Source organism: Sorangium sp. So ce381, from assembly GCF_051473845.1.
Taxonomy (GTDB): Bacteria; Myxococcota_A; Polyangia; order Polyangiales; family Polyangiaceae; genus Sorangium; species Sorangium atrum.
In genome coordinates, this window is the sequence record NZ_CP150336.1 from 9,740,446 (window position 1) to 9,764,059 (window position 23,614).

General features: G+C 74.0%; 19 protein-coding genes and 1 tRNA gene. 9 read left to right on the top strand and 11 right to left on the bottom strand.

Going from position 1 to position 23,614, the window contains the following annotated elements; genetic code table 11:
* Nucleotides 1–23 precede the first annotated feature (23 nt).
* The 7 genes from WMF29_RS36575 to WMF29_RS36605 form a co-directional block, all read right to left on the bottom strand.
* Complete coding sequence (locus WMF29_RS36575) at nucleotides 24–1,442, bottom strand: pyridoxal phosphate-dependent decarboxylase family protein (protein ID WP_437324738.1); 1,419 nt, start codon at nucleotides 1,440–1,442, stop codon at nucleotides 24–26.
* Nucleotides 1,439–2,338, bottom strand: coding sequence for an alpha/beta hydrolase (locus WMF29_RS36580; protein ID WP_437324739.1), 900 nt, complete (start codon nucleotides 2,336–2,338; stop codon nucleotides 1,439–1,441). Before WMF29_RS36580 ends, WMF29_RS36575 begins: the two co-directional genes overlap by 4 nt.
* 126 nt (nucleotides 2,339–2,464) lie before the next feature.
* Nucleotides 2,465–3,430: a hypothetical protein gene (locus tag WMF29_RS36585; RefSeq protein WP_437324740.1), complete on the bottom strand. Its 966-nt coding sequence runs from the start codon at nucleotides 3,428–3,430 to the stop codon at nucleotides 2,465–2,467.
* Nucleotides 3,427–4,473, bottom strand: coding sequence for a hypothetical protein (locus tag WMF29_RS36590; RefSeq protein ID WP_437324741.1), 1,047 nt, complete (start codon nucleotides 4,471–4,473; stop codon nucleotides 3,427–3,429). The genes WMF29_RS36585 and WMF29_RS36590 overlap by 4 nt, the downstream gene beginning before the upstream one ends.
* A gap of 7 nt (nucleotides 4,474–4,480) precedes the next feature.
* A complete protein-coding gene (locus WMF29_RS36595; protein ID WP_437324742.1) occupies nucleotides 4,481–6,181 on the bottom strand; it encodes a protein kinase domain-containing protein in 1,701 nt (566 codons plus the stop codon).
* 354 nt (nucleotides 6,182–6,535) lie between these two features.
* Nucleotides 6,536–9,034: a beta-glucosidase gene (locus WMF29_RS36600; protein WP_437324743.1), complete on the bottom strand. Its 2,499-nt coding sequence runs from the start codon at nucleotides 9,032–9,034 to the stop codon at nucleotides 6,536–6,538.
* A 252-nt stretch (nucleotides 9,035–9,286) separates the two neighbouring features.
* Nucleotides 9,287–9,850: a hypothetical protein gene (locus WMF29_RS36605; RefSeq protein WP_437324744.1), complete on the bottom strand. Its 564-nt coding sequence runs from the start codon at nucleotides 9,848–9,850 to the stop codon at nucleotides 9,287–9,289.
* 376 nt (nucleotides 9,851–10,226) lie between these two features.
* Here WMF29_RS36605 and WMF29_RS36610 point away from each other — a divergent pair, with 376 nt between their 5' ends.
* Both WMF29_RS36610 and WMF29_RS36615 read left to right on the top strand, forming a co-directional pair.
* Nucleotides 10,227–10,802 carry a DUF2127 domain-containing protein gene (locus WMF29_RS36610; protein ID WP_437324745.1) on the top strand — a complete coding sequence of 192 codons (576 nt, stop codon included), beginning with the start codon at nucleotides 10,227–10,229 and terminating at the stop codon, nucleotides 10,800–10,802.
* 91 nt (nucleotides 10,803–10,893) lie between these two features.
* Nucleotides 10,894–11,502 (top strand): hypothetical protein, encoded by a 609-nt coding sequence (locus WMF29_RS36615; protein ID WP_437324746.1) that lies wholly within the window; start codon nucleotides 10,894–10,896, stop codon nucleotides 11,500–11,502.
* Here WMF29_RS36615 and WMF29_RS36620 read toward each other — a convergent pair.
* The gene (locus tag WMF29_RS36620) at nucleotides 11,491–12,180 is read right to left on the bottom strand and encodes an RNA ligase family protein (RefSeq protein ID WP_437324747.1); all 690 of its coding nucleotides are present in this window, start codon (nucleotides 12,178–12,180) and stop codon (nucleotides 11,491–11,493) included. The two genes, WMF29_RS36615 and WMF29_RS36620, sit on opposite strands and share 12 nt — an antisense overlap.
* A gap of 118 nt (nucleotides 12,181–12,298) precedes the next feature.
* Here WMF29_RS36620 and WMF29_RS36625 point away from each other — a divergent pair, with 118 nt between their 5' ends.
* Nucleotides 12,299–13,429 (top strand): AAA family ATPase, encoded by a 1,131-nt coding sequence (locus WMF29_RS36625; RefSeq protein ID WP_437324748.1) that lies wholly within the window; start codon nucleotides 12,299–12,301, stop codon nucleotides 13,427–13,429.
* 66 nt (nucleotides 13,430–13,495) lie between these two features.
* Nucleotides 13,496–14,236: a Uma2 family endonuclease gene (locus WMF29_RS36630; protein ID WP_437324749.1), complete on the top strand. Its 741-nt coding sequence runs from the start codon at nucleotides 13,496–13,498 to the stop codon at nucleotides 14,234–14,236.
* A 28-nt stretch (nucleotides 14,237–14,264) separates the two neighbouring features.
* Here WMF29_RS36630 and WMF29_RS36635 read toward each other — a convergent pair whose 3' ends face one another.
* The 3 genes from WMF29_RS36635 to WMF29_RS36645 are packed head-to-tail and all read right to left on the bottom strand — an operon-like array spanning nucleotide 14,265 to nucleotide 19,165.
* Nucleotides 14,265–17,348: an ATP-binding protein gene (locus tag WMF29_RS36635; RefSeq protein ID WP_437324750.1), complete on the bottom strand. Its 3,084-nt coding sequence runs from the start codon at nucleotides 17,346–17,348 to the stop codon at nucleotides 14,265–14,267.
* A gap of 12 nt (nucleotides 17,349–17,360) precedes the next feature.
* Complete coding sequence (locus WMF29_RS36640; RefSeq protein WP_437324751.1) at nucleotides 17,361–18,116, bottom strand: enoyl-CoA hydratase/isomerase family protein; 756 nt, start codon at nucleotides 18,114–18,116, stop codon at nucleotides 17,361–17,363.
* Nucleotides 18,113–19,165 carry a RimK family alpha-L-glutamate ligase gene (locus WMF29_RS36645; protein WP_272104427.1) on the bottom strand — a complete coding sequence of 351 codons (1,053 nt, stop codon included), beginning with the start codon at nucleotides 19,163–19,165 and terminating at the stop codon, nucleotides 18,113–18,115. The genes WMF29_RS36640 and WMF29_RS36645 overlap by 4 nt, the downstream gene beginning before the upstream one ends.
* Before the next feature lie 376 nt (nucleotides 19,166–19,541).
* Here WMF29_RS36645 and WMF29_RS36650 point away from each other — a divergent pair, with 376 nt between their 5' ends.
* The 5 genes from WMF29_RS36650 to WMF29_RS36670 all read left to right on the top strand — a co-directional run bounded on the left by WMF29_RS36650 (nucleotide 19,542) and on the right by WMF29_RS36670 (nucleotide 23,593).
* Nucleotides 19,542–20,711, top strand: coding sequence for an acyl-CoA dehydrogenase family protein (locus WMF29_RS36650; RefSeq protein WP_437324752.1), 1,170 nt, complete (start codon nucleotides 19,542–19,544; stop codon nucleotides 20,709–20,711).
* A gap of 213 nt (nucleotides 20,712–20,924) precedes the next feature.
* A tRNA-Ala gene (locus WMF29_RS36655) sits at nucleotides 20,925–20,997 on the top strand.
* A gap of 86 nt (nucleotides 20,998–21,083) precedes the next feature.
* On the top strand, nucleotides 21,084–22,172 hold the full coding sequence (gene cobT, locus WMF29_RS36660) for a nicotinate-nucleotide--dimethylbenzimidazole phosphoribosyltransferase (RefSeq protein WP_437324753.1): 1,089 nt from the start codon (nucleotides 21,084–21,086) through the stop codon (nucleotides 22,170–22,172).
* On the top strand, nucleotides 22,169–22,936 hold the full coding sequence (locus WMF29_RS36665; RefSeq protein WP_437324754.1) for an adenosylcobinamide-GDP ribazoletransferase: 768 nt from the start codon (nucleotides 22,169–22,171) through the stop codon (nucleotides 22,934–22,936). The genes cobT and WMF29_RS36665 overlap by 4 nt, the downstream gene beginning before the upstream one ends.
* Before the next feature lie 15 nt (nucleotides 22,937–22,951).
* Nucleotides 22,952–23,593 carry a histidine phosphatase family protein gene (locus WMF29_RS36670; RefSeq protein ID WP_437324755.1) on the top strand — a complete coding sequence of 214 codons (642 nt, stop codon included), beginning with the start codon at nucleotides 22,952–22,954 and terminating at the stop codon, nucleotides 23,591–23,593.
* The last annotated feature ends 21 nt before the right edge of the window (nucleotides 23,594–23,614 follow it).

The following is a 23,614-nucleotide window of genomic DNA, read 5'->3' on the forward strand; positions in this document are numbered from 1 at the left end:
GGACGCGGCCCGGCGCGTGGTCGTCAGGGCGGCGGCGCGTGGTCGATGACGAGCGCCTCGATGCGCGCCGCGAGCGCCTCGATGTCCCCGTCCGTCGTCTGCGGGTTCATGATGACGAGGCGCAGCCACGACTCGCCGCGCAGCGTGGTGCGCGTGATGTAGAAGCTCCCCTCCTCCACGATCTGCCGCCGGACGCGATCCTGCGCCGCCGAGTCGCGGCCGACCCGGAAGCAGAGGATGTTGGCCTGCGGGACGCCGAAGCACTCGAACGCCGGCCGGCGCGCGAGGAGGCCGTGGAAGCGCCGGGCGGCGTCGAAGAGGCGCTCGACGTGCGCGGACATGCCCGCCTCGCCGACGAGGGCGAGGTTGAAGAACAGCTTGAGCGACAGCTGCGCCTTCGTGCACTCGAACGTGAGCTTGGACAGATCGACGCCCTGCCGCTCGTCGTCGCCGTGCAGGTACGGCGCGTACTGCTCGTAGGTGCCGGCGAGCGCGGCGGCATCCTTGACGAGGACCGCGCAGGCCAGCGTCGATGTGCCGAGCATCTTGTGCATGTCGCAGACCAGCGAGTCGGCGAGCTCGACGCCGTCGAGGAGGTCCCGGTAGCGCTCGGTGAAGCGCGCCGCCGCGCCGTGGGCGCCGTCGACGTGGAGCCAGAGCCCCTCCCGCCGGCAGAACGCGCCGATCTCCCGCAGCGGGTCGAAGGCCCCGTTCGGCGTCGCGCCCGCGTTGGCCACCACGGCGAGCACCCGCTTGCCCGCCCGCTTCACATCGCCGTACGCCCGCGAGAGCGCCGCCGGGACGATCCGCAGCGCGTCGTCCACGGCGACCTTCACGACGGCGTCGCCGCCGAGGCCCATGATGGCAGCGGCGCGCGCGACGGAATAATGCGCCGCCTCGGAGGCGAGCAGGACGAGGCCGGGCGGGACGCCCGCCTTGAAGCTCCCCGGGGCGACGCGCTCCCTGCACGCGAGCAGCGCGCTCAGGTTGCCCAGGCTCCCGCCGTGGGTGATGACGCCGTCGCCCTCGGCGCCCCAGCCGATCTTGCCCCGCATCCAGCGGAGGAGCCCGCGCTCTATCGCGGTCCCGGCCGGCCCCATCTCGTAGACGGCCATGCCGTTGTTCAGGACGCCGTGCACGAGATCGGCGAGCGACGACGACAGCATCGGCACGGCCACCTGGTGACCGAAGTAGCGGGGATGGTGCAGCCGGTTGCTGTTGTCGAGGACGGTGGCGACGAGGGCGGCGAGATCCGCGCCGCCGTGCGCGACCGTGCGATCGAAGTCGAGCGCGGCGAGGATCTCCTCGATCGATCGCTGCACCAGCACCGGCCCTTCCCGGCGCTGCGCCCTGCGCACGTGATCCGCGAGCAGCGCGCCCAGGCGGGCCGCCTCGCGCTCGAGGAAATCGGGGGAGAGCGCGGTCGTCAGCGCGTCCTTCATCGCGATCCAGCTCCGCGCCCTCTGCCGGGCGCCTTGTCGCCGCCTCGCCTCCCGCTCAGGAACGCGAACGCCCGGTCGACCTGCTCGTCGGTCATCGCGTGCCCCGCGCGCGGCTTGCCGAGCGACCTGGAGGGCCACTTCAGCCTGCGGAGCATCTTCGCGAGCGCCACCTGGTCCTGGTGCGCCGGGTCCTTCCCGCCCCAGCCGACGAAGACCGGCGCGCGCAGCTTCGTCTGCGCGCCCGCCCGCTCCAGGTAGCGCGCGCCCGATCCGCCCGCGAACGCCGCGTAGCCGTCGACCGGCAGCCGCCCGCGCATCGCCAGCGACGTCGCGTAGTACGCCCCGTTCGAGAAGCCGAACACGAGCACCCGCTCGAAGCGCCCGCCCGCGCGCCGCTCGAGCTCCGCGCGCGCCGCGTCCCACTCGGCGATCAGGGCGTCCTCGTGGGCCGTCTGCGCGGCGGAGGCGGTGGGCCAGCACCACCAGTCTTCCATGGCCTTCGGACCTATCCCGCGCCGGCCGCGCGGCATCATCACGGCGACCCCGTGCCGGGCGCCGGCCCGCGCCGCGCCCCGCTGCTGCGCCCACTGCCACCCGGACTCGGGCTGAACGACGCCGTGCAGGAAGATCACGAGCACCCGGGGGCCAGGCGCCTCCCTGGCCGGCAGGAACGCGCAGACCTCACCGGGCAGCGACGCGAGCTCCGGCGCACACCAGCGGGCCGCCGCCGCGTCCTGCGGGGACGCGGGCGCGCTCGCCGTGGGCGCTGCCGCAGGAGGAGCGCTCGCCGCCGGCGCGGCCGCAGGGGGCGGGCTGGTCCCGTCGCCGTTGGCCGAGGCGGATGCGCCCGCGGCCAGGAGCGCGGCCAGGGACAGCACCGTCACGAGCGAGCGCATGGGCGCGCAGTACCATGTCCTCGCTTCCGCCGGGAAGTTCCCTCGCCGCCTCTCTTTCGCGTCTTTTCCCGCGTCCTGGCGTCGAGCGCTCGCCGCCGCGGTGGGCTCGGCGCGGGCCGCGCGGCCTCAGAGCCGCACCTCGATGCCCGCGCCGGACGCGCTCAGCCATGGCGTCACGGAGCCCGCCTTGGGTGTGCTCGGCGCGGGCTGCTTCAGCAGCAGGTAGAGCCCGACGCCCACGGTCGCGACGCCGGCGACGCCGAGGACGTCGCCGGCGATCCCCTTGGCCCGCGCGGCGCCCGCGTCCGCGCCCGAGCTCGAGCGCGCATCGCTCGCCTGCCTCACGCCCGAGAGCCCGAGGATGGCTCCGCCGGCGAAGAGCGCGCCGCCCGCGCCCAGAACGACGAACGGGAGCGTCCGGCTCGGCGATGCATCGGCAGCGCCGGCCACGGGAGGCAGCGCGCCCCCGGCAGCCGAGGCATGCCTCGCCTCGGTCGTGGCTCGCGCCAGGGCGATCGGGACCTCGACCGAGCTGCCCGCGCCGACGCTGAACCGGGCGACCGCAGCGCGGAACCCTGGAGCGCTCGCCGAGATCTCGTGAGCGCCCGGGTCGAGCTCAATGACCTGACCAGGCGCCGCGCGAAGCGGCCGCCCGTCCACGGCCAGCGCAAGCCCGTCGATCTCGGCAGGCTTGACGGCGATCGTCGCTCGGCCGATGCGCCCTTCGAGCGCTGCGACCGCCTCGCGCGCCGGCCCGACGTAGGGCGTGGTCGTCGGCGTCGGCGGCTCGGCCAGGAATGTGCGAAAGCTGGCGAGCGCCTCGACGAGGTGCCCGGTCTCTCTCTGCGCGACGCCGAGGCTGTAGCGCGTGAGGGGAGCCGCCTTGATCTGGAGCGATCGGGCGTACAGCGCGCGCGCCTCCTCCCAGCGCCCCTGCTTCGCCAGCTTGGCCCCCTGGACGAACAGCGCGCGCGCGGACTCCACGTCGCCCGCGTCGTGCGCCGACGCGGGGAGCGGGGCCGCGGCCATGAGCAAGGCCGCGGCGAGCGCGACGCCGAGCCGTGCGGATCGCGCTGCGGGGCGCGCGCTCATGAGCACTCTCCTTGCCGGCACTTCGTGCGGGCGGGGCATCTGTTGTCACAGGCGCCGCAATGAGCGTCGTTGTTCCACAGGTTGGTCTCGCAATGGTGCGCCGGGTCCCCATCGCAATCGGCGAAATGGCCATTGCAGGCCGCCTCGCTGCCAGGGCCGCTGCTCGCTCCAGCGCCTCCGGCGCCGCTCCCGCTGCTCGCGCCTTCCTCGCCGCTCGGGCCAGCACCGCCTCCGCTGCCCTCGCCTCCCTCGCCGCTCGCGCCAGCACCACCTCCGCTGCCCTCGCCGGTCCAGCTGCCTTCGCCTCCCTCGCCGTTCCCGCTGCTCGTGGCAACGCCGCTTCCGCCGGTGGGGCCAGCACCGCTCCCGCTGGTCGGCCCAGCGCCGCTTCCGCTGCTCGCGGCAACGCCGCTTCCGCCGGTAGGGCCAGCGCCGCTCCCGCTGGTCGGCCCAGCGCCGCTTCCGCTGGTCGGCCCAGCGCCGCTTCCGCTGGTCGGCCCAGCGCCGCTCCCGCTGGTCGGCCCAGCGCCGCTCCCGCTGGTCGGCCCAGCGCCGCTCCCGCTGGTCGGCCCAGCGCCGCTCCCGCTGCTCGGGTCAGCACCGCTCCCGCTGCTCGGGTCAGCACCGCTCCCGCTGCTCGGGTCAGCGCCGCTTCCGCTGGTCGGGTCAGCGCCGCTTCCGCTGGTCGGGTCAGCGCCGCTTCCGCTGGTCGGGTCAGCGCCGCTTCCGCTGGTCGGGTCAGCGCCGCTTCCGCTGCTCGGGTCAGCGCCGCTCCCGCTGCCTCCGCTGCCTCCATTGCTCGTGGCGGTGCGGCTCGTGCTCGCGCCGCTGCTGCCGTTGACGTCGCCCCCGCCACGCCCGTCGCTGGCCTGGCCCTCGAGCCCTCCGGCGCCCTCCGTTTCGTCGGCCTTGTCGGACAGCTCCTCGCTGATGAGAACGGAGCAGCCTCCCGGCCCGAGCGCCGCCGCGGCGAGCGTGACCAGGAGGAGCAGAAGATCGCCAGAACCTCGAAGGAAACGGAGCTTCACCCCGGGAGTGCGCATGACCACCTCAGAAGTCGGGCGCCGCCGGCAGCGGCATGGACGTGGAGACAGGCCGCAAACGCGGCGACGCAGCTCGCTGGGCGCGCGGCTCGGTCCGCTGAGCGCGTGGCTCGGCCACCTGAGCGCGCGGCTCCACCGGGGCCGGCAACAGCTCGTCCCATGGGTCGCTCGGCCCTTCCCGCGGATCGCTCTGCTCGTTCCGCTCCGCAGGCGCGCTGTCCACCGGCGCGCCCCTCACGGCCGTCTCGGGAGCAGCCGCGCGCCGCGCGCCGGCATCGGGGGGCGCGACGCCGATGGAGGGCGCGGCCGACGCCGTCCCCCGCAGCGCTTCCGACGCGCCCAGGACGACGGCAGGAGCAGCCGCAACGACCGCCGGTCGAGCGGTGCGCGCGCTCGCCCTTCCACCCCGCGCGTCCAGCCCCAGGACGACGACGAGAGGCGCGGCGAAGGCCAGAACCCCGGCAACGAGCGCCTTCTGGAGCCACGGCGGGGGCGTGAGCCCGAGCGGAGCTCCGCGCCATGCCCTGGGCATCCTGATGGTGCCGCCCCGGCGCGCGACGGGCGTGGCCGCCGGCGTCGGCAGCGCGCCCGGCGCCTCCCGTGCGACCGCCGGGCGCTGCGCCGCCACCTCCGCCCCGGAGATCGCGCCCGCAGGCGCGGCGATCGTGGCCGCCGTCTCCGCCGCGAGCGGCGGCTCGGCCCCTCGCGCGAGCCACTGGTGAGCGAGCGACGTGCCCGCCACGTCCGCGGTGACCCCGCGCTCGACCGCCCAGGCGGCCAGGGCGCAGCCGAGCGCGCGCATGCTGGGCCATCGATCGGCCGGCGACTTGGCCAGCCCGCGCCGGAGGATCGCCCACAGCGCCTCGTCGCCGGCGCCGAGCTCCGTCGTCGGCACCGGCTCCTTGCTGAAGATCGACACGATCACGGCGCTGAGCGTCTCCCCGCTGAACGGCCGCCGCCCGGTGATGAGCTCGTACAGCACCACGCTGAACGCCCAGACGTCGGTCTGCTCCCCGACGTCCAGCTGACCGTCGGCCTGCTCCGGCGACATGTACTCCGGGCTGCCGACGATCATCCCTCGCTGCGTGATCGCAGGGCTCGCCGCGTTGGCGAGCTTGGCGATGCCGAAGTCGACGACCTTCGGGACGTGGCCGCCCGCGCCGTCGGGCACGATGAGGATGTTGGCAGGCTTGATGTCGCGATGGACGATGCGCTGCGCGTGGGCCGTCGCGAGCGCACACGCGACAGGCAAGAGCATCTGGACCGCCTGCTCCGCCGGCACCCGGCCCCTCGCCTCGATCCAGCTCGAGAGCGGCGTGCCCTCAAGCAGCTCCATCACAAGGAACGGCTCGCCCGCGTCGGTCTCGCCGAAATCGAACACGCGCACGATCGCCGGATGGCCGAGCTTCGCCGTCGCCCGCGCCTCCCGGAGCAACCGCTCGGCGGCGTGGGCGTCGAGCTGATCCTCGTGGAGCACCTTGATCGCCACGTCGACGTCGAGCCAAAGGCTGCGCGCCCGCCACACCGTGCCCATGCCCCCGGCGCCCAGCCGACCCACGATCTGGTACTTGCCCGCGAGGACCTCGCCCACGGCGCGCTCCCGCTGCGATCCACGGACGCTCGACGAAACGCCGCCCGTGCTCTCATCGCCTCTCCCGGCGAGCGCGAGCCATCCGCTCTGGCCGGGGACATGGTGCTCGTCCATCATGGGTCGCCCTCCAGGAAAGCAAGCGGCGAACCAGGCGCCGTCTCCTCACCTCCGCGGGCGCCTGCGCGGCGAAGCACCCAGCCCACGCCCTGTCGCGCGCGCAAACTCCGGCGAGCTCGACGCTCGCCCGCGCGCGCTCACGACAAGACCAGCACGGGTTCCCCTTTTCGGCGGGGAATCGGCCGCGCGCATCGGTCACGCTGGGGCAATTTGCACCAAGGCATTTCGAGGGGAGCTAGGCGCCCGCCATGATCCTCGGCAAAGCCTCGCTCCTGGGCTCATCGATTCGATCCGGGGATCGCCGGATCGATCCCATCGAGCGCGCGCAGCGCCCGTGGCCGCGCAGCTGCGCTCTCACTCGTGCAGGTGCACCGCGGTCTGTCTCGTCAGGACGGCGGCCGAGTGTCCCGCATGCAGCGTGTACACGCCGGGCTCCACCTGCCATCGGCCCGCCGCCCAGTGCGCGAAGGCGCGCGGCTCGACGGTGACGGCGACGTCGACGGTCTGATCGGGCTCGGCCTCGACGGACGCGAAGCCGGCCAGCCAGAGCGCGGGGCGCTCGACCCCGGAGTCCGGCCGCGACAGGTAGAGCTGGACCACGTGGCGCCCGCGGCGCGCCCCGGCGTTGCGCACGCGCACCCGCGCCTCGACCGCCGCGCCGGCGGCGGCGCTCGGCGCTTCCACGTCGAGGATCTCCCAGCGCGTGTAGCCCAGGCCGTGCCCGAACGGGTAGGCCGGGGCGACGCCGGCGCGCGCCCAGGCGCGGTACCCGATGTGCAGGCCCTCGGCATAGACCAGCTTGCCGCTCTCGGGCTTCGTCGAGAGCACGGGCACGTCCTCCACGCGCGCGGGCCAGGTCGTGGGCAGGCGGCCGCCGGGCTCCACGGCGCCGAGCAGCACGTCGGCGACGGCGGCGCCGAACTCCTGGCCCGGGAACCACGTGAGGAGCACAGCGGCCACCTCGTCGCGCCAGGGCATGGTCACCGGCCCGCCGGAGTTCACCAGCACGATCGTACGGGGATTCACGGCCGCGACGGCGCTGATCAGCTCGTCCTGGCGGCCGGGGAGCCCGAGCGTGGTCCGGTCGAAGCCTTCGCTCTCGATCGCCTCGGTGGTGCCGACGACCACGATCGCGACGTCGGCGGAGCGCGCGAGCTCCACTGCGCGCGCCAGCTCCTCCTCGTCGGAGGCCGCAGGGACCTCGGCGCCCAGGGAGAACGCCACCGCCAGCGTGCCCACGGGCACGGTGTGCGTCAGGGCGAGATCGACCTCCTGGCCGGCGGCCAGGGACAGCTCGGCCGCCCGCTGCGGCGGGGCGAGCAGGGCCGCGGCGATGTCTTCCTTGTCCGGCAAGATGGCCTCGTCGAAGAGGACCTGCCCGCCGGCGGTGAGGCGGTAGACGCCCACGCCGGCCACGCCGATCCGGTGGAGCCCCGCCTCGGCGGCGCGGAACCGCGCCGTCACCTCGATCGCCGCGGCCTCGTTCGCGCGCTGATCCCCGATGAACGTGAGGCGCCCGACGTCGCGGTGCTCCTCGTGCAGGACGGCGCCCTTCGCGTCGAGGAGCCGTACGTGGACGCCGTGCTGGCCGCTCACGGGGTCGACGACCTGGTCTCCGGATACCGGCACGAGCCCTTCGTGGATGCGGGTGCCGACGGCGTGGAGCACGTCGGCGCGCCGGCCGAGCGCGGCGCGCAGCCCGTCGAGCGGCGAGACCGCGTAGTGCGGGTGGACGCTGGCGCTGCCGCCGCCCTGGATCCGCCCCGCCGCGGCGTTGGGGCCGATCACGGCGATGCGCCGCAAGCTGGCCGCGTCGAGGGGGAGCGCGTCGCCCTGGTTGCGCACGAGCACCATCCCGGCCGCGGCGGCCTCGCGGGCGAGCGTCCCGGCCTCGGCGCCGGAGAGCGGGGCCGGGACGGGGGCGGCCGGCGCGACGCCCTCGAGGGCGCCGACCCGGGCGGCGAGGCGCAGCAGGCGGCGGACCTTGTCGTCGATGGCCTTCTCGGGCACCGCGCCGCGGCGGACGGCGGCGACGAGCGCCTGGCCCCACGGCCCTCCCGGGCCCGGCATGGCGAGGTCCAGCGCCGCGCGCGCCGCGGCCTCGGTGGAGCGGGTCGCGGTCCAGTCGGAGACCACGACGCCGTCGAAGCCCCACTCGTCCTCGAGCGGCGACGCGAGCAGCGCGCTCTCGGTCAGGGTCACCCCGTTGACGGCGTTGTACGAGGCCATCACGAGCCACGCGCCCGCGCCGGTGATCATCCGCTCGAAGGGCGCGAGGTAGAGCTCGCGCAGCGTGCGCTCATCGACCCGGACGTCGACCGTGAACCGCTCGGTCTCCGAGTCGTTGGCGACGTAGTGCTTGGGCGTGGCGCCGACGCCGTGGGCCTGCAGCCCTCGGACGTAGGCGGCGCCGAGCCGGCCGGTCAGCAGGGGATCTTCCGAGAAGCACTCGAAGTGCCTGCCGCCGAGCGGGCTGCGGTGCAGGTTGACGGTCGGCCCCAGGACGACGTCGACGCCCTTGCGCCGCGCCTCCGACGCCAGCGCGGCGCCGACGCGCTCCAGCAAGCCCTCGTCCCATGTGGCCGCGAGGGCGGTGGAGGAAGGGAGGCACACCGAGGGATCGCGCTCGTCCCAGCGCTCGCCGCGCACGCCGACCGGGCCATCCGAGACGACCATGCGGCGCAGGCCGATCGCGGGCTCGGGGTGCGTGCTCCAGAAGTCGGCGCCCGTGAGCAGGCGGACCTTCTGCTCGAGCGACAGCGCGGCGAGGGCGTCCGCCACCCGCCGTTCGACGGCCTCGGGCAGGTGATCGGTCTTCTGGGGACGAGCAGCGTGCGAGTCGGCGACGGCCATGGACCCTCCTGGATGCGCGGAGGCGCCGCCGACGGAGGCGGCGCCGAGCACAGTGCTACCACGGTCGAGGAAACACCGGGTTCACAGGAGAGCGTCACGGCCGCCGGTGAGCTCGCGCTCCGCCGGAGGTGTGGCGACCAACATCCTTGTGCTGCAAACATGGCTCCTTCCCGGGGTCTCCGATGGCGGCCGGCATCGCCGTCGATGCCGGCCGGTCCAGCGGCACGGAGCCCGGGCTCCCCACCGGGGGGGCTATCCCTTCGCGGGCGCGGGGACCGCCGCCTCGGGCGCCGTCGAGCGCTGGTAGCGGCGGATCGCCGATTCCCCGATCGCCCGGGAGACGGCCGTCGCGGCGAGCGCGCCCGTCGCCACGGCGAAGGCCGGGTTCAAGCTCACCGCGAGGACGGCCACCGGCGCGGCGGCGCTGGCGGCACAAGCCGCCACCACGGCCGCGAGCTCCTTGACGCGCTCGGATTCGTCGATGTCCTTCCCGAAGAGCAGCGCTATCTCGAGGACCAGGTAAAGGTGCATCCTGGTAAGGATGGATGTGCCTGCGACGAACCCCACGCCTTCGTACACGATGCCGAACCCAGGGATGATGGAGGGCACATGGACGACGCCGCCCGCGGCGAAAGAGATCGCCTTGGTCGATGCGATCAGCCGGCGCGCCTGCTGCTCCGGCGACTCGTCTGGATACATGCGCCGGACGCGGGCCACCACGGACTGGATACGGGATTTTCGAAGCCTCAGGATGAAGTAGAAAAAATCATCGGTGAACAGGCTTTGCTGACTCGCTTGCTGCTGCCCGACGGCCATATGTCCCCCACTTGCAAGAATGCCTCGCGCGGATTCTGCCCTGATCAAGAGATCATCGGCGAAACCCCATGATTATACACGCTGGCGGCCACGGCTGCGGCGGGAGCGGCCAGGCGCTGGCGAGGCAAGGCCGCGCAAGCCGGCCGGGACGTCGCAGGCCACGGCCCGAACTCCGTACACGTCGCGCCAACTGCCGTCCTCGACACGCGTGATGTCAATGAGGTCGAGCTCCGCGAGCCCACGGTCGCGCATGTCCCGAAGTTCGGGCCCATCCTTGCCTCGTGGCCGGGTTCGTTCCATGGCGTCCCGATGGTTGAGCTCGGCGGGCCTATTCGAGGTCGATACGGGCCGCCGCGCGCGGGAGACACGTGCCAGGATGGATCGCATGGCCGCCAGGGATCGATTCGCAGCCGGTCAGGCCCATGCTCTGCAGCGGGCGCTCGGCGTGCGCGTCATCATCGTCTACAAGCTCGCCAAATCGGCGTTGCAGATCGTGCTGGCGATCGCGATCTTCGTCCTGGCCTCGTCCGGGCTCGCCGCCAGGGCTCACGCGTTCGCGGTCACGCTGGGCAGGGAGAGCGCGAGCGCCTGGAGCGCCGCGCTGATGGACGTGCTCTCGAAGGCGACGACGCCGCACGGCGCCCACGTCGTGAGCGCCGCGCTCGCGGCGGACTCCCTGCTCAGCTTCATCGAGGGTTCGTCGCTCCGCCATGGCTACAGGTGGGCCCCCTGGCTGGTCGTCGGAGCGACAGCCTCGCTCGTCCCCTTCGAGATCATGGACCTCGTCCGCCATGGATGGCGACTGACGCGCATCGTCATCCTGGTGATCAACATCGTCATCGTGGCCTATCTGAGCCGGCGCGCTCGGCGCGAGCGCCGGAGCGCCTCGGCAACCACAGGCGGCGACACGACGCTCCCCCCTGATGCCGGCGAGCGGACGACGGAAGGTTGACCATCCCGCCAGCTCCGTCGCGCGCGCGCCGACCGTTGCGCGGGGATGGCAACGGCGCGATGCTCACCGTCCCTCGAGCGAGGCCGCTGCCATGAGCCTCTCCACCGTGCTCCGCGTCCTCGGCCGCAACGACGGCGAGGTCCACAGCGTCTTCCGCGCCGGCTCGCGCGTGTACGGCACCGCCTCCGCGACGTCCGACGAGGATTTCGTCGCCGTCCTCGCGCGGCGCGACGCGCGGCAGGATCTCGCCTTTGCGCCGGGCGTCAACGTCGTCGTCCACGGCCTCGACACCTTCCGCGGAGCCATCGCCGAGCACAGCGTCTTCGCGCTCGAGTGCCTGTTCCTGCCGCCCGAGCACCGGCTCAAGGAAGGCAGGCCGCCCTTCCCGTTCAAGCTCGACAGGAAGAGGCTCGCCGCGTCGGCCGCGAGCCGCTCCGCGTCCGACTTCAAGAAGGCCGGCGCCCGCTTCGACGACGAGCCGGAGGCCTCCAAGAAGAAGCTCTTCCACGCCCTCCGGGTGCCGCTCTTCGCCGTGCAGATCGCCGAGACGGGCGTCCTCCACGATTACGGCGCCGCGAACCCGTACTGGCGCGAGATCCTCACGGACGAGCGCCTCGACTGGGAGGAGTACCGCAAGGCGTACGGCCCGATCCGCGAAGGCCTCTGCGATCGGCTCGCGGCGCTGGCCTCACGGCGGTGACGCGTCTACTGGCGCCGGGGCCGGCCCCGGCGCGAGCCGCTGGGGCCGGATCTCCTGGTGCATCCAGTGCTCGTCCGTCTGCACGTGCCCGCGCCGCACCCACTTGGCGAGCCGCCGCTGGAACGCCGCGTCCGGGAACTCGCCGGCGGCCCGCACCACCACGCCCTCGCGCGGGCCGCCGAACGCGGAGGGCTCGCGCGCGAGCGCGGTCGTCAGCGCCTCGAGCTCGCGCTCGCCCTCCACGGTGCCCCGGAACAGGACAGGCACCGTGGGGAGCCCCAGATCGTTCGCCTGGGCCACGACCATGTCCCACTCCCAGAAGAGGCCCCGCACGTCGTCCCGCACGCCGAAGACGAGCGAATACCCCGGGAGCGCATCGTACTCGATGGAGTGGACCGCATAGCAGTACTCGCAGAAGAGCGACATGCCCTCCGAGAGCAGGTGCGCGATGCTCGCGTGCGTGGCCTTCGCGAGGTCGAAGCTCGGGTGGGACGGAGGGCCCGAGTGCGAGCGGGAGAAGACGCTCGCCCGCGTGTACGTGAGGTTGCTCCCGTCGCACTTCTCGGTGATGACGATCTCGACGCCGAGCAGCCCCGACACGTCCGCCATCCTCTTGTCGTCGGACGTTCCGCCCGGGGACCACGGCAGGTGGAACGAGCGAGGGTATTTGGCGGACATGGCGGCGTCAGGGTAGCACCGGCGTCCTTTCGCGGACATGCTACGGCCCTCACGCGCGCTGCGCGGCGCGCGGCGTTGACTGCGGAGCCGACCGCGCGCTCGCCAGGGGTCCTCCGTCATGTCCTCCGCGTCCTCGCTCCTCGACCTGCTCACGCCCGATCCGGGGCGTGTCCCCTGGAATGAGCTCCAGGTCTTCGACTGGGTCCGCGCGCTCGAGGCTTGCCCGCAGGACCCGATCCACCACGCCGAGGGCAACGTCTGGATCCACACCCGCATGGTGCTGGAGACGCTCCTCGGGCTGCCCGAATGGCAGGCGCTGCCGGCCGAGGAGCAGCGCGTCGTGTACCTCGCGTGCCTCCTCCACGACGTGGCGAAGCCGGCGACCACCCGCGAGGAGGACGGGCGGATCACGGCCAAGGGCCACTCTCGCGCGGGGGAGCTCCTCGCGCGCCGCCTGCTCTGGGAGCTCGGCGCGCCGTTCGCGCTGCGCGAGCAGGTGTGCGCGCTCGTGCGCTATCACCAGATCCCGTTCTATCTCATCGAGCGCGACGACGCGCGGCGCGTCGCCGCCGAGATCAGCCTCCAGGCGCGCTGCGACCTGCTCGCGCTCGTGGCCGAGGCCGACATCCGGGGGCGCGTCTGCGCGGACATGGGGCGCGTCGTCGACAACATCGAGCTCTTCCGCGAGTTCTGCCGCGAGGAGGGGTGTTACACCGCGCCGCGGTCCTTCGCCTCGGATCACACGCGCTTCGTGTATTTCCGCTCCGATCTCGCCGGCGGCCGCCACCCGGACGTCGAGGTCTACGACGACACGCGCTCCGAGGTGGTGGTGATGAGCGGACTCCCGGGCGCCGGGAAGGATACCTATGTTCGCCACCACCTCGCCGACTGGCCGGTCGTCTCCCTGGACGCGCTGCGGAGCGAGCTGGAGATCGATCCGGCGGACACGCAGGGACAGGTGGTCCAGGCCGCGCGCGAGCGGGCAAAGGAATACCTGCGGCGCGGCGAGCGGTTCGTGTGGAACGCGACGAACCTCTCGCGGCAGCGGCGCGGCCCGCTATTGCAGATGGCGGCCGACTACGGGGCGAGGATCCGCGTCGTCTACGTGGAGGTGCCAGCGTCCACGCTGTTCGCGCAGAACCGAGCGCGGGAGGCGGCGGTGCCGGAGGCGGTCATCCGCCGGATGATCGAGCGCTGGGAGATCCCGGCGAGGACCGAGGCCCACGAGGTGGTGCTGGCGGTGCGCTGACGCGCAGCCCCGGTCGGCCGGCTGCGCCAGCGCGCGGCATGGGGTACGCTGCGCCTGGAGCGACGTATGCCCTTCCAGAGCGAGAATTCTTTCATCCCGATTCCCCCGCCCGGCGAGGACGAGCTCCCGTACGACGATGGAGAGCCGATGGAATCCGAGCGCCACCTCGCGCAGATGGGCCTGCTCATCGAGGCACTGCAGCTGTTCTGGCGCGACCGGGACGACGTGTACGTCGCCGGCAACATGGCCATTTATTTCAGCGAGCTGCAGGCGAAGAAGAACGACTTCCGGGGCCCCGACGTGTTCGTGGTGCTCGACACCAACAGGCGCGAGCGCAAGTCCTGGGTCGTCTGGCAGGAGGACGGGAGGACGCCCGACGTGGTGATCGAGCTGCTCTCCGAGAGCACCCAGGCCGTCGATCGCGGCGACAAGATGCGGATCTACGCGAAGCTCCTGCACGTGCCGGAGTATTACCTGTTCGATCCGTTCTCGGGCGAGCTCGAGGCCTATGCGCTCGATCGAGCCACGCGGTCCTACCTACCGATGCCGCCCGAGGCGAACGGCGAGGTCGTGAGCGCGTGCCTCGGCCTGCGCCTCGGGGTGCGCCACGGCACGTACCGCGGCCTCGCGGTCGACTGGCTGCGCTGGATCGATACCCACGGGCGCGTGCTGCCGACCGGCGGGGAGCAGGCCCGCGCCGCCGAAGAGCAGGCCCGCGCCGCCGGCGATGAGGCGAAGCGGCTCGCCGCCCGGCTCGCGGCCTACGAGAAGCAATTCGGCCCGCTGCCCGGCGGCGGCTCGGGCTAGCGGCTTCCCGACCGCCGAACGCCATGGGTCAGCCCCAGCCGACCCGCTCGCCCCGCCCGAACCCCGGCGCCAGCATCGCCGCCCACCGCGCCGGGCTCTTGATCCGCTCCCGCGCCATCACCGCGTCCGCCACGAGGAGCCGCTGGAGCCCCTTCTCCCCTCCGAGCAGCTCGCCCGCCTGGCGCCGCGCCGCCGCCGCATAGAGCGGCATGTCCGCCGCGTCGAACCCGGCCGCCGCCGCCTCCAGCTGCGTGATCGCCGCCTCCCTGTCGCCCCGTAGCTCGGCCGCGCCCGCGCGGATCAGCGGCACGAACGGGTCCGACCACGCCGTCTTCTCCCGGGCGAGCGCCGCGGCGTCCCGGAGCGCCACCTGGATCAGCGCCTCCGGATCGGGCGCCGCCTCGGCCACGGCGAGCGCCGTGCACGCGCGCTCGACGTGGGCCATCACCCGGCTGTTCTGCATCATCAGCAGCATCGAGCCCTCGATCCTCGGCCAGGCGTCCGTGAGGCGCTTCATCGCGGCGCCGGCGCGGCCAGCGTACCGGTCGACGTAGGTCTCGCCGAGCAGCCCGACGAAATGCTCGAGGTGGAACCCCGACGTCGTCCACCTCGACAGCGCCCCCGCGATCGCGCCGCGCGCGCCCGCCACGTCGTCCGACGCGAGCGCCACCCACGTCGCCTGCGCGCTGAAGATCGCCACCGCGTAGAGATCCCCCCGCTGCTCGGCGGCGCGGAGCACCGCCGGCGTCGTCCGCGCGAGCGCGTCGATCTGCCCGCGGTAGTACCGCGCCCACGACGCCATCAGCTGCGTCGTCGCGAGCTCCCAGGACACGCCGGCGCAGCGGTCGCGCAGGAGCTCGTCGGCGACCTCGTACCACGCGGACGCGGCCTTCCAGCGCCCGGCCGTGAACGCCTCGAGCATGCCCGACACCATCATCGAGAGGCCGAGGAGGTGCGGGCTGTCGAGCCGCTCCGAGAGCGCCCGCACCGCGGCGACGAGCTCCTCCGCGCGCGCCCGGCCCGGCGCCCCCATCATGCACGCGGACGAGGCCTCGAACGCGAGCGCGCGGCCGATGCGGTACGGCTCGCCGGCCCGCAGCGCGAGCAGCAGGGCGCGCGCCGAGAACTCGGCGGAGCGGACCATGTCGACGCCGGACAGCCCCACCGTCACCGTCCAGCAGGCGTCGATGCGCGCGAGCTCCTCCGGTCGCACCTCCGCCTCGGACCGCTCGCGGAACCGGAGGCCCCGCAAGCGCAGCTCCGCCCGGTGCAGGAGCAGCGCCACCAGCGCGCGCCGCGGCGTCTCCGGGAACGACAGGCCGACCGCCCGGAGGACGGCGCGGACGAGCTCGATCCCCTCGTCGATGTGCCCGCTCCGCAAGTACTGCTCGGCGGCCCGCCGGCGGAGCTCGAGCGAGAGCGCGCCGTCCGCCCCCTCCGCCGCCGCCGCGTAGATCCTCGCCGCCTCGGCGCTCTTGCCCGCGTTGACCATGGCGTCGGCGCACCGCACGCCGAGCGCGCGCCGCTCCGCCTCGGGGACATCCGCCTCGCGCGAGCGCAGGCGGAGCGCGAGCTCATAGAGCCGCGCCGCGCGCTCGAACGCGAGCGCCTCCGCCGCCTCCTCCGCCGCGCGCTCGGCGAGCCGCCCCGCCCGCGCCGCGTCCCCCGCGCCGAGCCAGTGCCGCGAGAGCGCCTCCGCGTCCGCCGTCCCCAGCGCCTCGAGCGCCCGCCCCAGCCTCCGGTGCCGCGCCGCGAGCTGCTCCGGGCCGAGCCGGCCGACCACGGCCGCGCGCACCCTGTCGTGCGACGCCTCGACGAGCTCGCCCTCGCCGGCGCGCCGCGCGGAGATCAGGTCCTCCATGAGCAGCAGCGTCGTCGCCGGGGCGAGCTCGTCGTCGCGGAGCTTCGCCGCGCGCGCCACGACCGCCGCGTCGATCGGCTCCCCGGCGACCGCGATCACCTCCAGCAGCCGGAGCGCCTGCCCCGGCAGGCGGCGGAGCCGCGCGTCGAGCGCCCTGCTCCACGCGGCGTCGCCCCGGGCGCCGTCCTCGCCCGAGAGCTCCTGCGCGTCGCGGGCGAGCTCGCCGAGCAGCCGCGGGTTGCCCCGCGAGGCGCGGGCGATGGCGTCCGCCCGCGCGCGGGTGACGTCGTCGCGCGCGAAGAGGAGCGCGAGCGAGAGCTCCTCGGCCTCGAGCGGCGAGAGCGGGCCGACCGCGATCTCGCGCAGCTCGCCGTCCCGGCGCGCCGACTCGATCCGCCCGCGCGCGCCGGCGGTCCCGGCCTCGGCGTCCGGGCGCTCGAGCCCCATCCCGTCGAGCAGCGCGCGGAGCGGCGCGCTCGTGGCGACGTCCTCGTCCCGGAAGCTGCCGAGGAACATCATCGCGGGCGCGTCGGGGGGCCGCGTGAGCTCGAGCAGGAGCGCCACGCTGTCGATGTCGCTCCACTGCAGGTCCTCGATCGCCACGACGAGCGGGCTGCGCTCGGCAATCCGCCAGAGCAGCAGGCGGAGCGCGTCGAAGCTGCGCTGCCGCAGCTCCTGCGCGTCGGGCGACTCGCTCGCGCGCGGCGCCGACGCGACGGCCGGCACGCGCGAGAGCACCGGGAACACCCGGGCGAGCACGTGGACGTCGCGCGGCAGGAGGCGCTCCACCTCGTCGTCCGAGACCCGCCGGAGGAAGCGGCTCAGCGCCTCCATCACGCCCCCGAACGCCTTGTAGGACTCGGCCGCCGCGAGGGCGCAGCGCCCCCGCAGGACGACCGGCCCCCTGTCGCGGCGGAGCCCCATCAAGAAGTGGTGGATGAGCGCGCTCTTGCCCATGCCCGCGGCGCCGTGGACGAACACGGCGACGGGCCGCTCCAGCACGAGGGCCTCGGCGGCGCGCTGGAGCGCGCGCAGGTGCGGGCGGCGGCCGATGAAGTGCTCTATCGCCGGCGGCACGGGCGGGAGCAGCGCGCTCGCCGGCGCGGCCTCGGCGCTCGTCGGCGCGGCCCCGACGCTCGCCGGTGCGGCCCCGGCGCTCGCCGAGGCAGCCTCGGCGCTCGCCGGCGCGGGCTCCGCGCCCTCCAGCGGGGGCTCGGCGCCCTCAGGGTCCTGCCGCTCCGCGCCCTCCACGCCGCGCCACCGTCACTTCTTGCTCAGGAACGTATCCATCGCACGCCGGTGCTCCGGGCCGTTCCACTGCTCGGCGAACGCCCGTCGCTCGACCTCGGCGGCGGAGGCGCGCAGCGCCTCGCGCACCTCGCGCAGGGACCGCTTCATGGCCGCGACCGAAGCGCGCGGGCCCTCGGCGATGCGGCCGACCTGCGCGATCGCCCGGCTCCGCGCCGCGCCGGTGGGGACGACCTCGCTCACGAGGCCGACGCGGAGCGCCTCTGCGGCGTCGATCCTCTCCGCCGTCAAGAGCAGCCGCGCCGCCGCGAGCGGCCCCACCCGCTCGCAGAGCCGCGTCAGCCCGCCCCAGGCCGGGGACAGGCCCATCTTGACGTGGCGGAACGAGAGCGCGGCGTGCTCCTCGACGATGACGAAATCGCAGAGCAGCAACAGCTCGCAGCCGCCTCCCAGCGCGTCGCCCTGCACCGCGGCGACGATCGGCACCTCGCTCTCCTCGAAGGCAGAGAGGCCCTCGAACAGCCGGAGGACCTCGCCCCCCTCCGCGCCGCCGGCGGAGAGCGCGTGGAGCTCGCGGATGTCGCCGCCCGCCACGAAGACGTCGCTGCTCGTCGCGGTGAGCACGACGCCGCGCACGCGCGGGTCGGCGCTGGCGCGGCGGATCACCTCGCCGAGGCGGCTCGCGAGGTCGCTGTCGATGGCGTTCCTGCGCTCGGGGCGATCGATGGTCAGGACGACCGCATCGCCGGCCGTCTCGACCCGCAGGGTCACGAGAGGGCCCTCCGCGCGCCCCTCCCGCCGGTGAGCGCCGTGGCCTTCCGGCGGCTCGCGCCCGCCCCGTTCTCCGCCGCCGCGCGGCTGAGCCGCCGCGGCGCCGGCATGCGCTCGTCGTGGATCACCTCGGCGATCCGCGCCTCGAGCGTGCGGCGGCTGAGGCCGCGCTGCTCCGCCGCGTACCGCTCGGCGTAGGTGATGATCGCGCCCGCGACGTCGACGCCGCTCGCGCGCTCGATCCCCTCCAGGCCGGGCGAGCTGTTGATCTCGAGGATCTTCGGCCCGGAGCGCGCCTCGAGCATGTCGACGCCGGCGACCTCGAGGCCCATCGCCTTCGCGGCGCGGATCGCGACGCTCCGGTAGGCGCGCGGCAGCTTCACCCGATCGCCCTTGCCGCCGCGGTGGAGGTTCGAGCGGAACTCGCCCGGCTTGGCGACGCGGCGCATCGAGGCGACCACGCGGCCGCCGACGACGATGACCCGGATGTCGCGCCCCTTCGACTCGCGCACGTACTCCTGGAGCACGATGTCCTGGCCCATGGCCCAGAACGTCTCGAGCAGCGCGTGCACGGCGTGGGGCGTCTCGGCGAGCATGGTGCCGATGCCCTGGGTCCCCTGCTGGAGCTTCACGATCGCGGGGCAGCCGCCGACGAGCGAGAGCGCCGCCTCGACGCCGGCCGGGCTCCGGGCGCACACGGTGATCGGCACGTTGAGCTTGCGGCGCGTGAGCAGCTGGAGCGCGCGCAGCTTGTCGCGGCTCCTCGCGATCGAGACGGCGCCGTTCAGGACGGGGACGCCCATGAGATCGAACTGGCGGACGACGGCGAGGCCGTAGTTCGTGATGCTGGCGCCGATGCGCGGGATCACGATGTCGAAGCGGGGCACCGCCGAACCACCGACGAGCAACGACGGGCGACCGCGCGACACGACGATCTGGAAATCGAGCGGATCGATGACGCTGACGTCGTGACCACGCGCGCGCCCCGCGAGCACGATCCGGCTCGTCGAATAGAGGGACGCGTTGCGGGACAGGACGAGGAGTCGCATGTGGCCCGGAGGCTAGCAGAGCCGGCAGACTGCGTGGATGGATGCGCGTGCCGATTCATTTTTCGCTCTTCGGCGGTTCTTCTACCGCTCGCACCGCTCGCACCGCTCGCACCGCGGCACCGCTCGCGCCGCGGCGCCGCTCGCGCCGCGGCCCGCACGGTCGCGCGCCGCGCCATCGGCCCTCGTTTTCCATGGGGCTCCACGCGGCCCGTTCGGCGCCGCGTGGAGCCCGCGTGGCGCCGCGCGGCCCCGTGAGGTTCCCCGCGCGGCCCGCGCGGCGGACCAGGCGCGGCAGACGCGCGGAGATGCGGCGCTTGCGCTGGAAAATGTTTCGTGTACGAATCATCTCGGTCGTGCCGGCGAGGAGGGGTTCGCGATGTGGCAGCCGTTCACGGAAGAACATCAGCAGTTCAGGAAGACGGTGCGGGCCTTCGCAGAGAAGGAGCTCGCTCCTCATGTGGAGGAGTGGGAGGCGTCGGAGTGCTTTCCCAACTGGGTGTTCAAGCGCGCCGGCGAGCTCGGGATCCTGGGCGCGCACTTCCCGGAGGAGCACGGCGGCGCCGGGCTCGACTACTGGTTCTCGGCGGCCAAGGCCGAGGAGCTCGTGCGCTGCACGATGGCGGGCGTCTCGATGGGGCTGCTCGTGCAGAGCGACATGGCGACCCCGGTGATCAGCGACATCGGCACGAAGGAGCAGATCGAGGAGTTCCTCAAGCCGGCGCTCGCGGGCGACAAGATCGCCGCGCTCGGCGTCTCCGAGCCGGCGGCCGGCAGCGACGTGGCCGGGATCCGGACGATCGCGCGCAAGGACGGCGATGATTACGTGCTGAACGGGCAGAAGACCTTCATCACGAACGGGACGCGCGCCGATTTCGTGACGTTGCTCGCCAAGACGTCGCCGGACAGGGGCGCCCACGGCTGCTCGTTCTTCCTCGTGCCGACGGCGCTCCGCGGCTTCAGCGTCGCGAAGAAGCTGAAGAAGATCGGCAACAAGTCCTCGGACACCGCGGAGCTCTTCCTGGAGGACGTGCGGGTGCCGGGGCGCTACCTGCTCGGCGAGCCCGATCAGGGCTTCGCGTACCTGATGCAGAACTTCCAGACCGAGCGGCTGGTCGCTGCGGTGAGCGCGATCGCGAGCTCGTTCATGACGCTCGACGGCACGGTCGAGTACGGGCGCGAGCGGGTGGCGTTCGGCAAGCCGATCATCAAGCGCGAGTCGTGGCAGCACAAGCTCGTGGACCTGTACACGCGCTGCGAGGCGGCGCGCGCGTTCGCGTACAAGTGCGTCGACCACTACAACGACGAGCGTTACGTGCGGAAGGTGCCGATCAGCTTCGACACGGTGAAGCTCATCTCGATGGCGAAGATCCTGGCCGGCGACGTGGCGAACGACGTCGTGGACACCTGCCTGCAGTTCCACGGCGGCTGGGGCTACATCGAGGACTTCCCGATCGCGCGCGCCTGGCGCGATCAGCGGCTCCTCCGCATCGGCGGCGGGACGACCGAGACGATGAAGTACTACCTGGCAAAGCTGATGAACTTCTGAGGGCCCCCGCGGCCCGGCGGCCGCATCGCCGCCAGGCCGCGCGCAGCCCTCCGCTGGGCACACCCACCAGGCAACGAGCGCAAACGGAAGCAAACAGAAGCAAACGCACGCAAGCAGCCGCGAACCGACGCCCTCGGACACAAAAGCGCGCCGGTCGAAAAAAAGTAGAGACAAGCGGCGCGAGAGGCTGTAGATATGCCGCTCCCAACGACCGGGGCTGTAGCTCAGCTGGGAGAGCGCATGACTGGCAGTCATGAGGTCAGGGGTTCGATCCCCCTCAGCTCCACCGATAGGACCGAAGGACTCCTGTTCCCATAAGGAGTCCGCAGCGCCGTGCCCGCTTGCCGGCGTGTCGGAGTAGAGAACCCGGACATGGCTCTCTCGCCTCACTGGGTCTTCCCGGAGCTCGACGCGAGCGCGGTGGCCGCGGCGCGCGCGCGGCAGGATACGCTGACCAAGCCGCGCGGCAGCCTCGGCGTGCTCGAGGATCTCGCCGTGGCGCTCGCCGGCATCCAGGGCGGGCCGCCCGCGAGCCGGCCTGCGGCGGCGGTGCTCTTCGCCGCCGATCACCCTGTCGTCCGGCACGGCGTGTCGGCGTACCCGCCGGAGGTCACGGCGGCGATGGTGGCGAACTTCGTGCGCGGCGGCGCCGCCGCCAGCGTCCTCTGCCGGAACCTCGGTGTCGAGCTGCGGGTCGTGGACGTCGGCGTCGCCCACCCCTACGAGCGCGTCGACGGCGGCGAGGGCGCGCGGCTGCGGCGCGATCCGGTCGCGGACGATCCCATCGGCGACCTGCGGATCGAGGACGCGCTCTCGGAGGCCGTCTACGAGCGCGCGCTCCGCGCGGGCGCCGCGGAGATCGACGCGCTCGGGGGCGACACGCGCGTCGTCCTGCTCGGCGACATGGGCATCGGCAACACGACGGCGGCGGCGGCCATGACGGCGCTGCTCCTCGGGGTCGCGCCGGAGGACGTCGTCGGGGCGGGGACCGGCGTCTCCGGCGACGCGCTGTCGCGCAAGATCGAGGTCGTTCGCGACGCGACGCGGCGCGCGCAGGGCGCCTCGGGCGTCCAGCGCACCGATCCGCACCGCGTCGTGCAGGCGGTCGGCGGGAAGGAGATCGCCGCGCTGGTGGGCGCCATGGCGCGGGCGATCGAGCGGCGGATGGCGGTGCTCGTCGACGGCTTCATCGTCTCGACGGCGGCGCTCGCGCTCGTCCGGATGTGCGCCGGGGCGCGATCGGGCATGCTCTTCGCCCACCGCTCGGCCGAGCGCGGCCACGCCCACGTCCTCGCGGCGCTCGACGCGCGCCCCTTGCTCGACCTCGGGATGCGGCTCGGCGAGGCGAGCGCGGCGCTGGCCGCGCTGCCCCTCCTCGACGCGGCCTGCGCCCTCCACGCGGGCATGGCGACGTTCGCGAGCGCGAGCGTGCCCGATCGCGCGCGGCCCGGGACGCGATGACGATGCCGCCGGTGCTGCGCGGCGCCCGCGCAGCGGCGACCTTCCTCACGCGCGTCCCGGTCGGCGGCTTCCCCTACGCCGAGGCGGACTGGCGCTGGGCCTCGGCCTGGTTCCCGTTCGTGGGCGCCGCGCTCGGCGCCGCCCAGGCCGCGGTGTGGCTGCTCGTCGACCGGGGCGGCGCGCTCGTCGCGGCGAGCGTCACCGTGGCCCTCGGGCTGCTGCTGACCGGGGCGTTCCACGAGGACGGCCTCGCGGACACGGCCGACGCGCTCGGCGGCGCGCTCGATCGCGCGCGGATCTTCGAGATCCTCAAGGACAGCCGCATCGGCGCGTTCGGCGCGGCGGCGCTGATCGTGGTCCTCGTGCTGCGCGTCGCCCTGCTCGCGCGGCTCGACGCCGCGGCGCCCGTCGCCCTCGTGCTGACGCAGTGCCTCTCGCGCACCCCGCCGATCTGGCTGATGGTCGCGCTGCCTTATGTCACCCAGAGCGGCTCGCGCAGCCGCCCGGTGGCGCAGGCGGCGCTCCCGCAGGCGCTGCTCGGCTCGCTCTGGCCGGCGCTCGCGCTCGCCGCGGCGCACGCCGCAGGGGCCCTCACGGCGGCCGAGGCGGCGGGCATGCTCATCGCGGCCGCCGCCGCCGCGACGATCTGCGGCCTCCGCTTCCGCGCCCGCGCCGGCGGGCTCACGGGCGACTTCCTGGGCGCGACGCAGCAGATCGCCGAGTGCGCCGCGCTGCTCGCCCTCGCGCTCGTGCGGGGCGGCTGAGCCGCGGGCGCGCGCATGGATCCCCTCGCCCACAGCCTCATCGCCTTCCGCCACGCCCCCGTCGCGCTCTCCGGCGTCTGCTACGGCCGCCTCGACGTCGCCGCGGAGCTCCCCCCGGAGGCTGCCGCGGCCGCGATCGAGCGCGCGCTCCACGAGCTCTGCGTCCGCCCCGGCGTGGTCTGGTCGTCGCGGCTCTCCCGCTGCGCGCTCCCGGCCGCCGAGCTCGCGGAGCGCCTCGGGGTGCCGCACGCCCTCGACGATCGCCTCGCCGAGATCTCCTGTGGCGCCTGGGAGGGGCGCGCCTTCTCGGACATCGAGCGCGACGACCCGGCCGCGTACGCCGCGTGGCTCGACGGCTGGGAGCGCGTCGGGCCGCCCGGGGGCGAGTCGGCGCTCGAGGTCGAGTCCAGGGTGCGGTCGTTCTGGCGCCAGCTCGGCTCCCCGCGCGGCGTGGCCGGCGTCGACGTCGCATCCGACGCGGACGTCGCGTCCCTCGCGCGCCCGCACCTCCTCGTCGCGCACGCGGGCGTGATGCGCGCGCTCCGGGTCGTCGCGTGCGGCGCCAGCTGGCCCGCGGCGATGAGCGCGCCGGTCCCTCACCTCACGGCCGAGCGCTTCCCTCTGCCCGCGTCCGCCCTTTCGCTGGCGGCCCCCTGAGGGGGGCGTACCCTCGTCGGG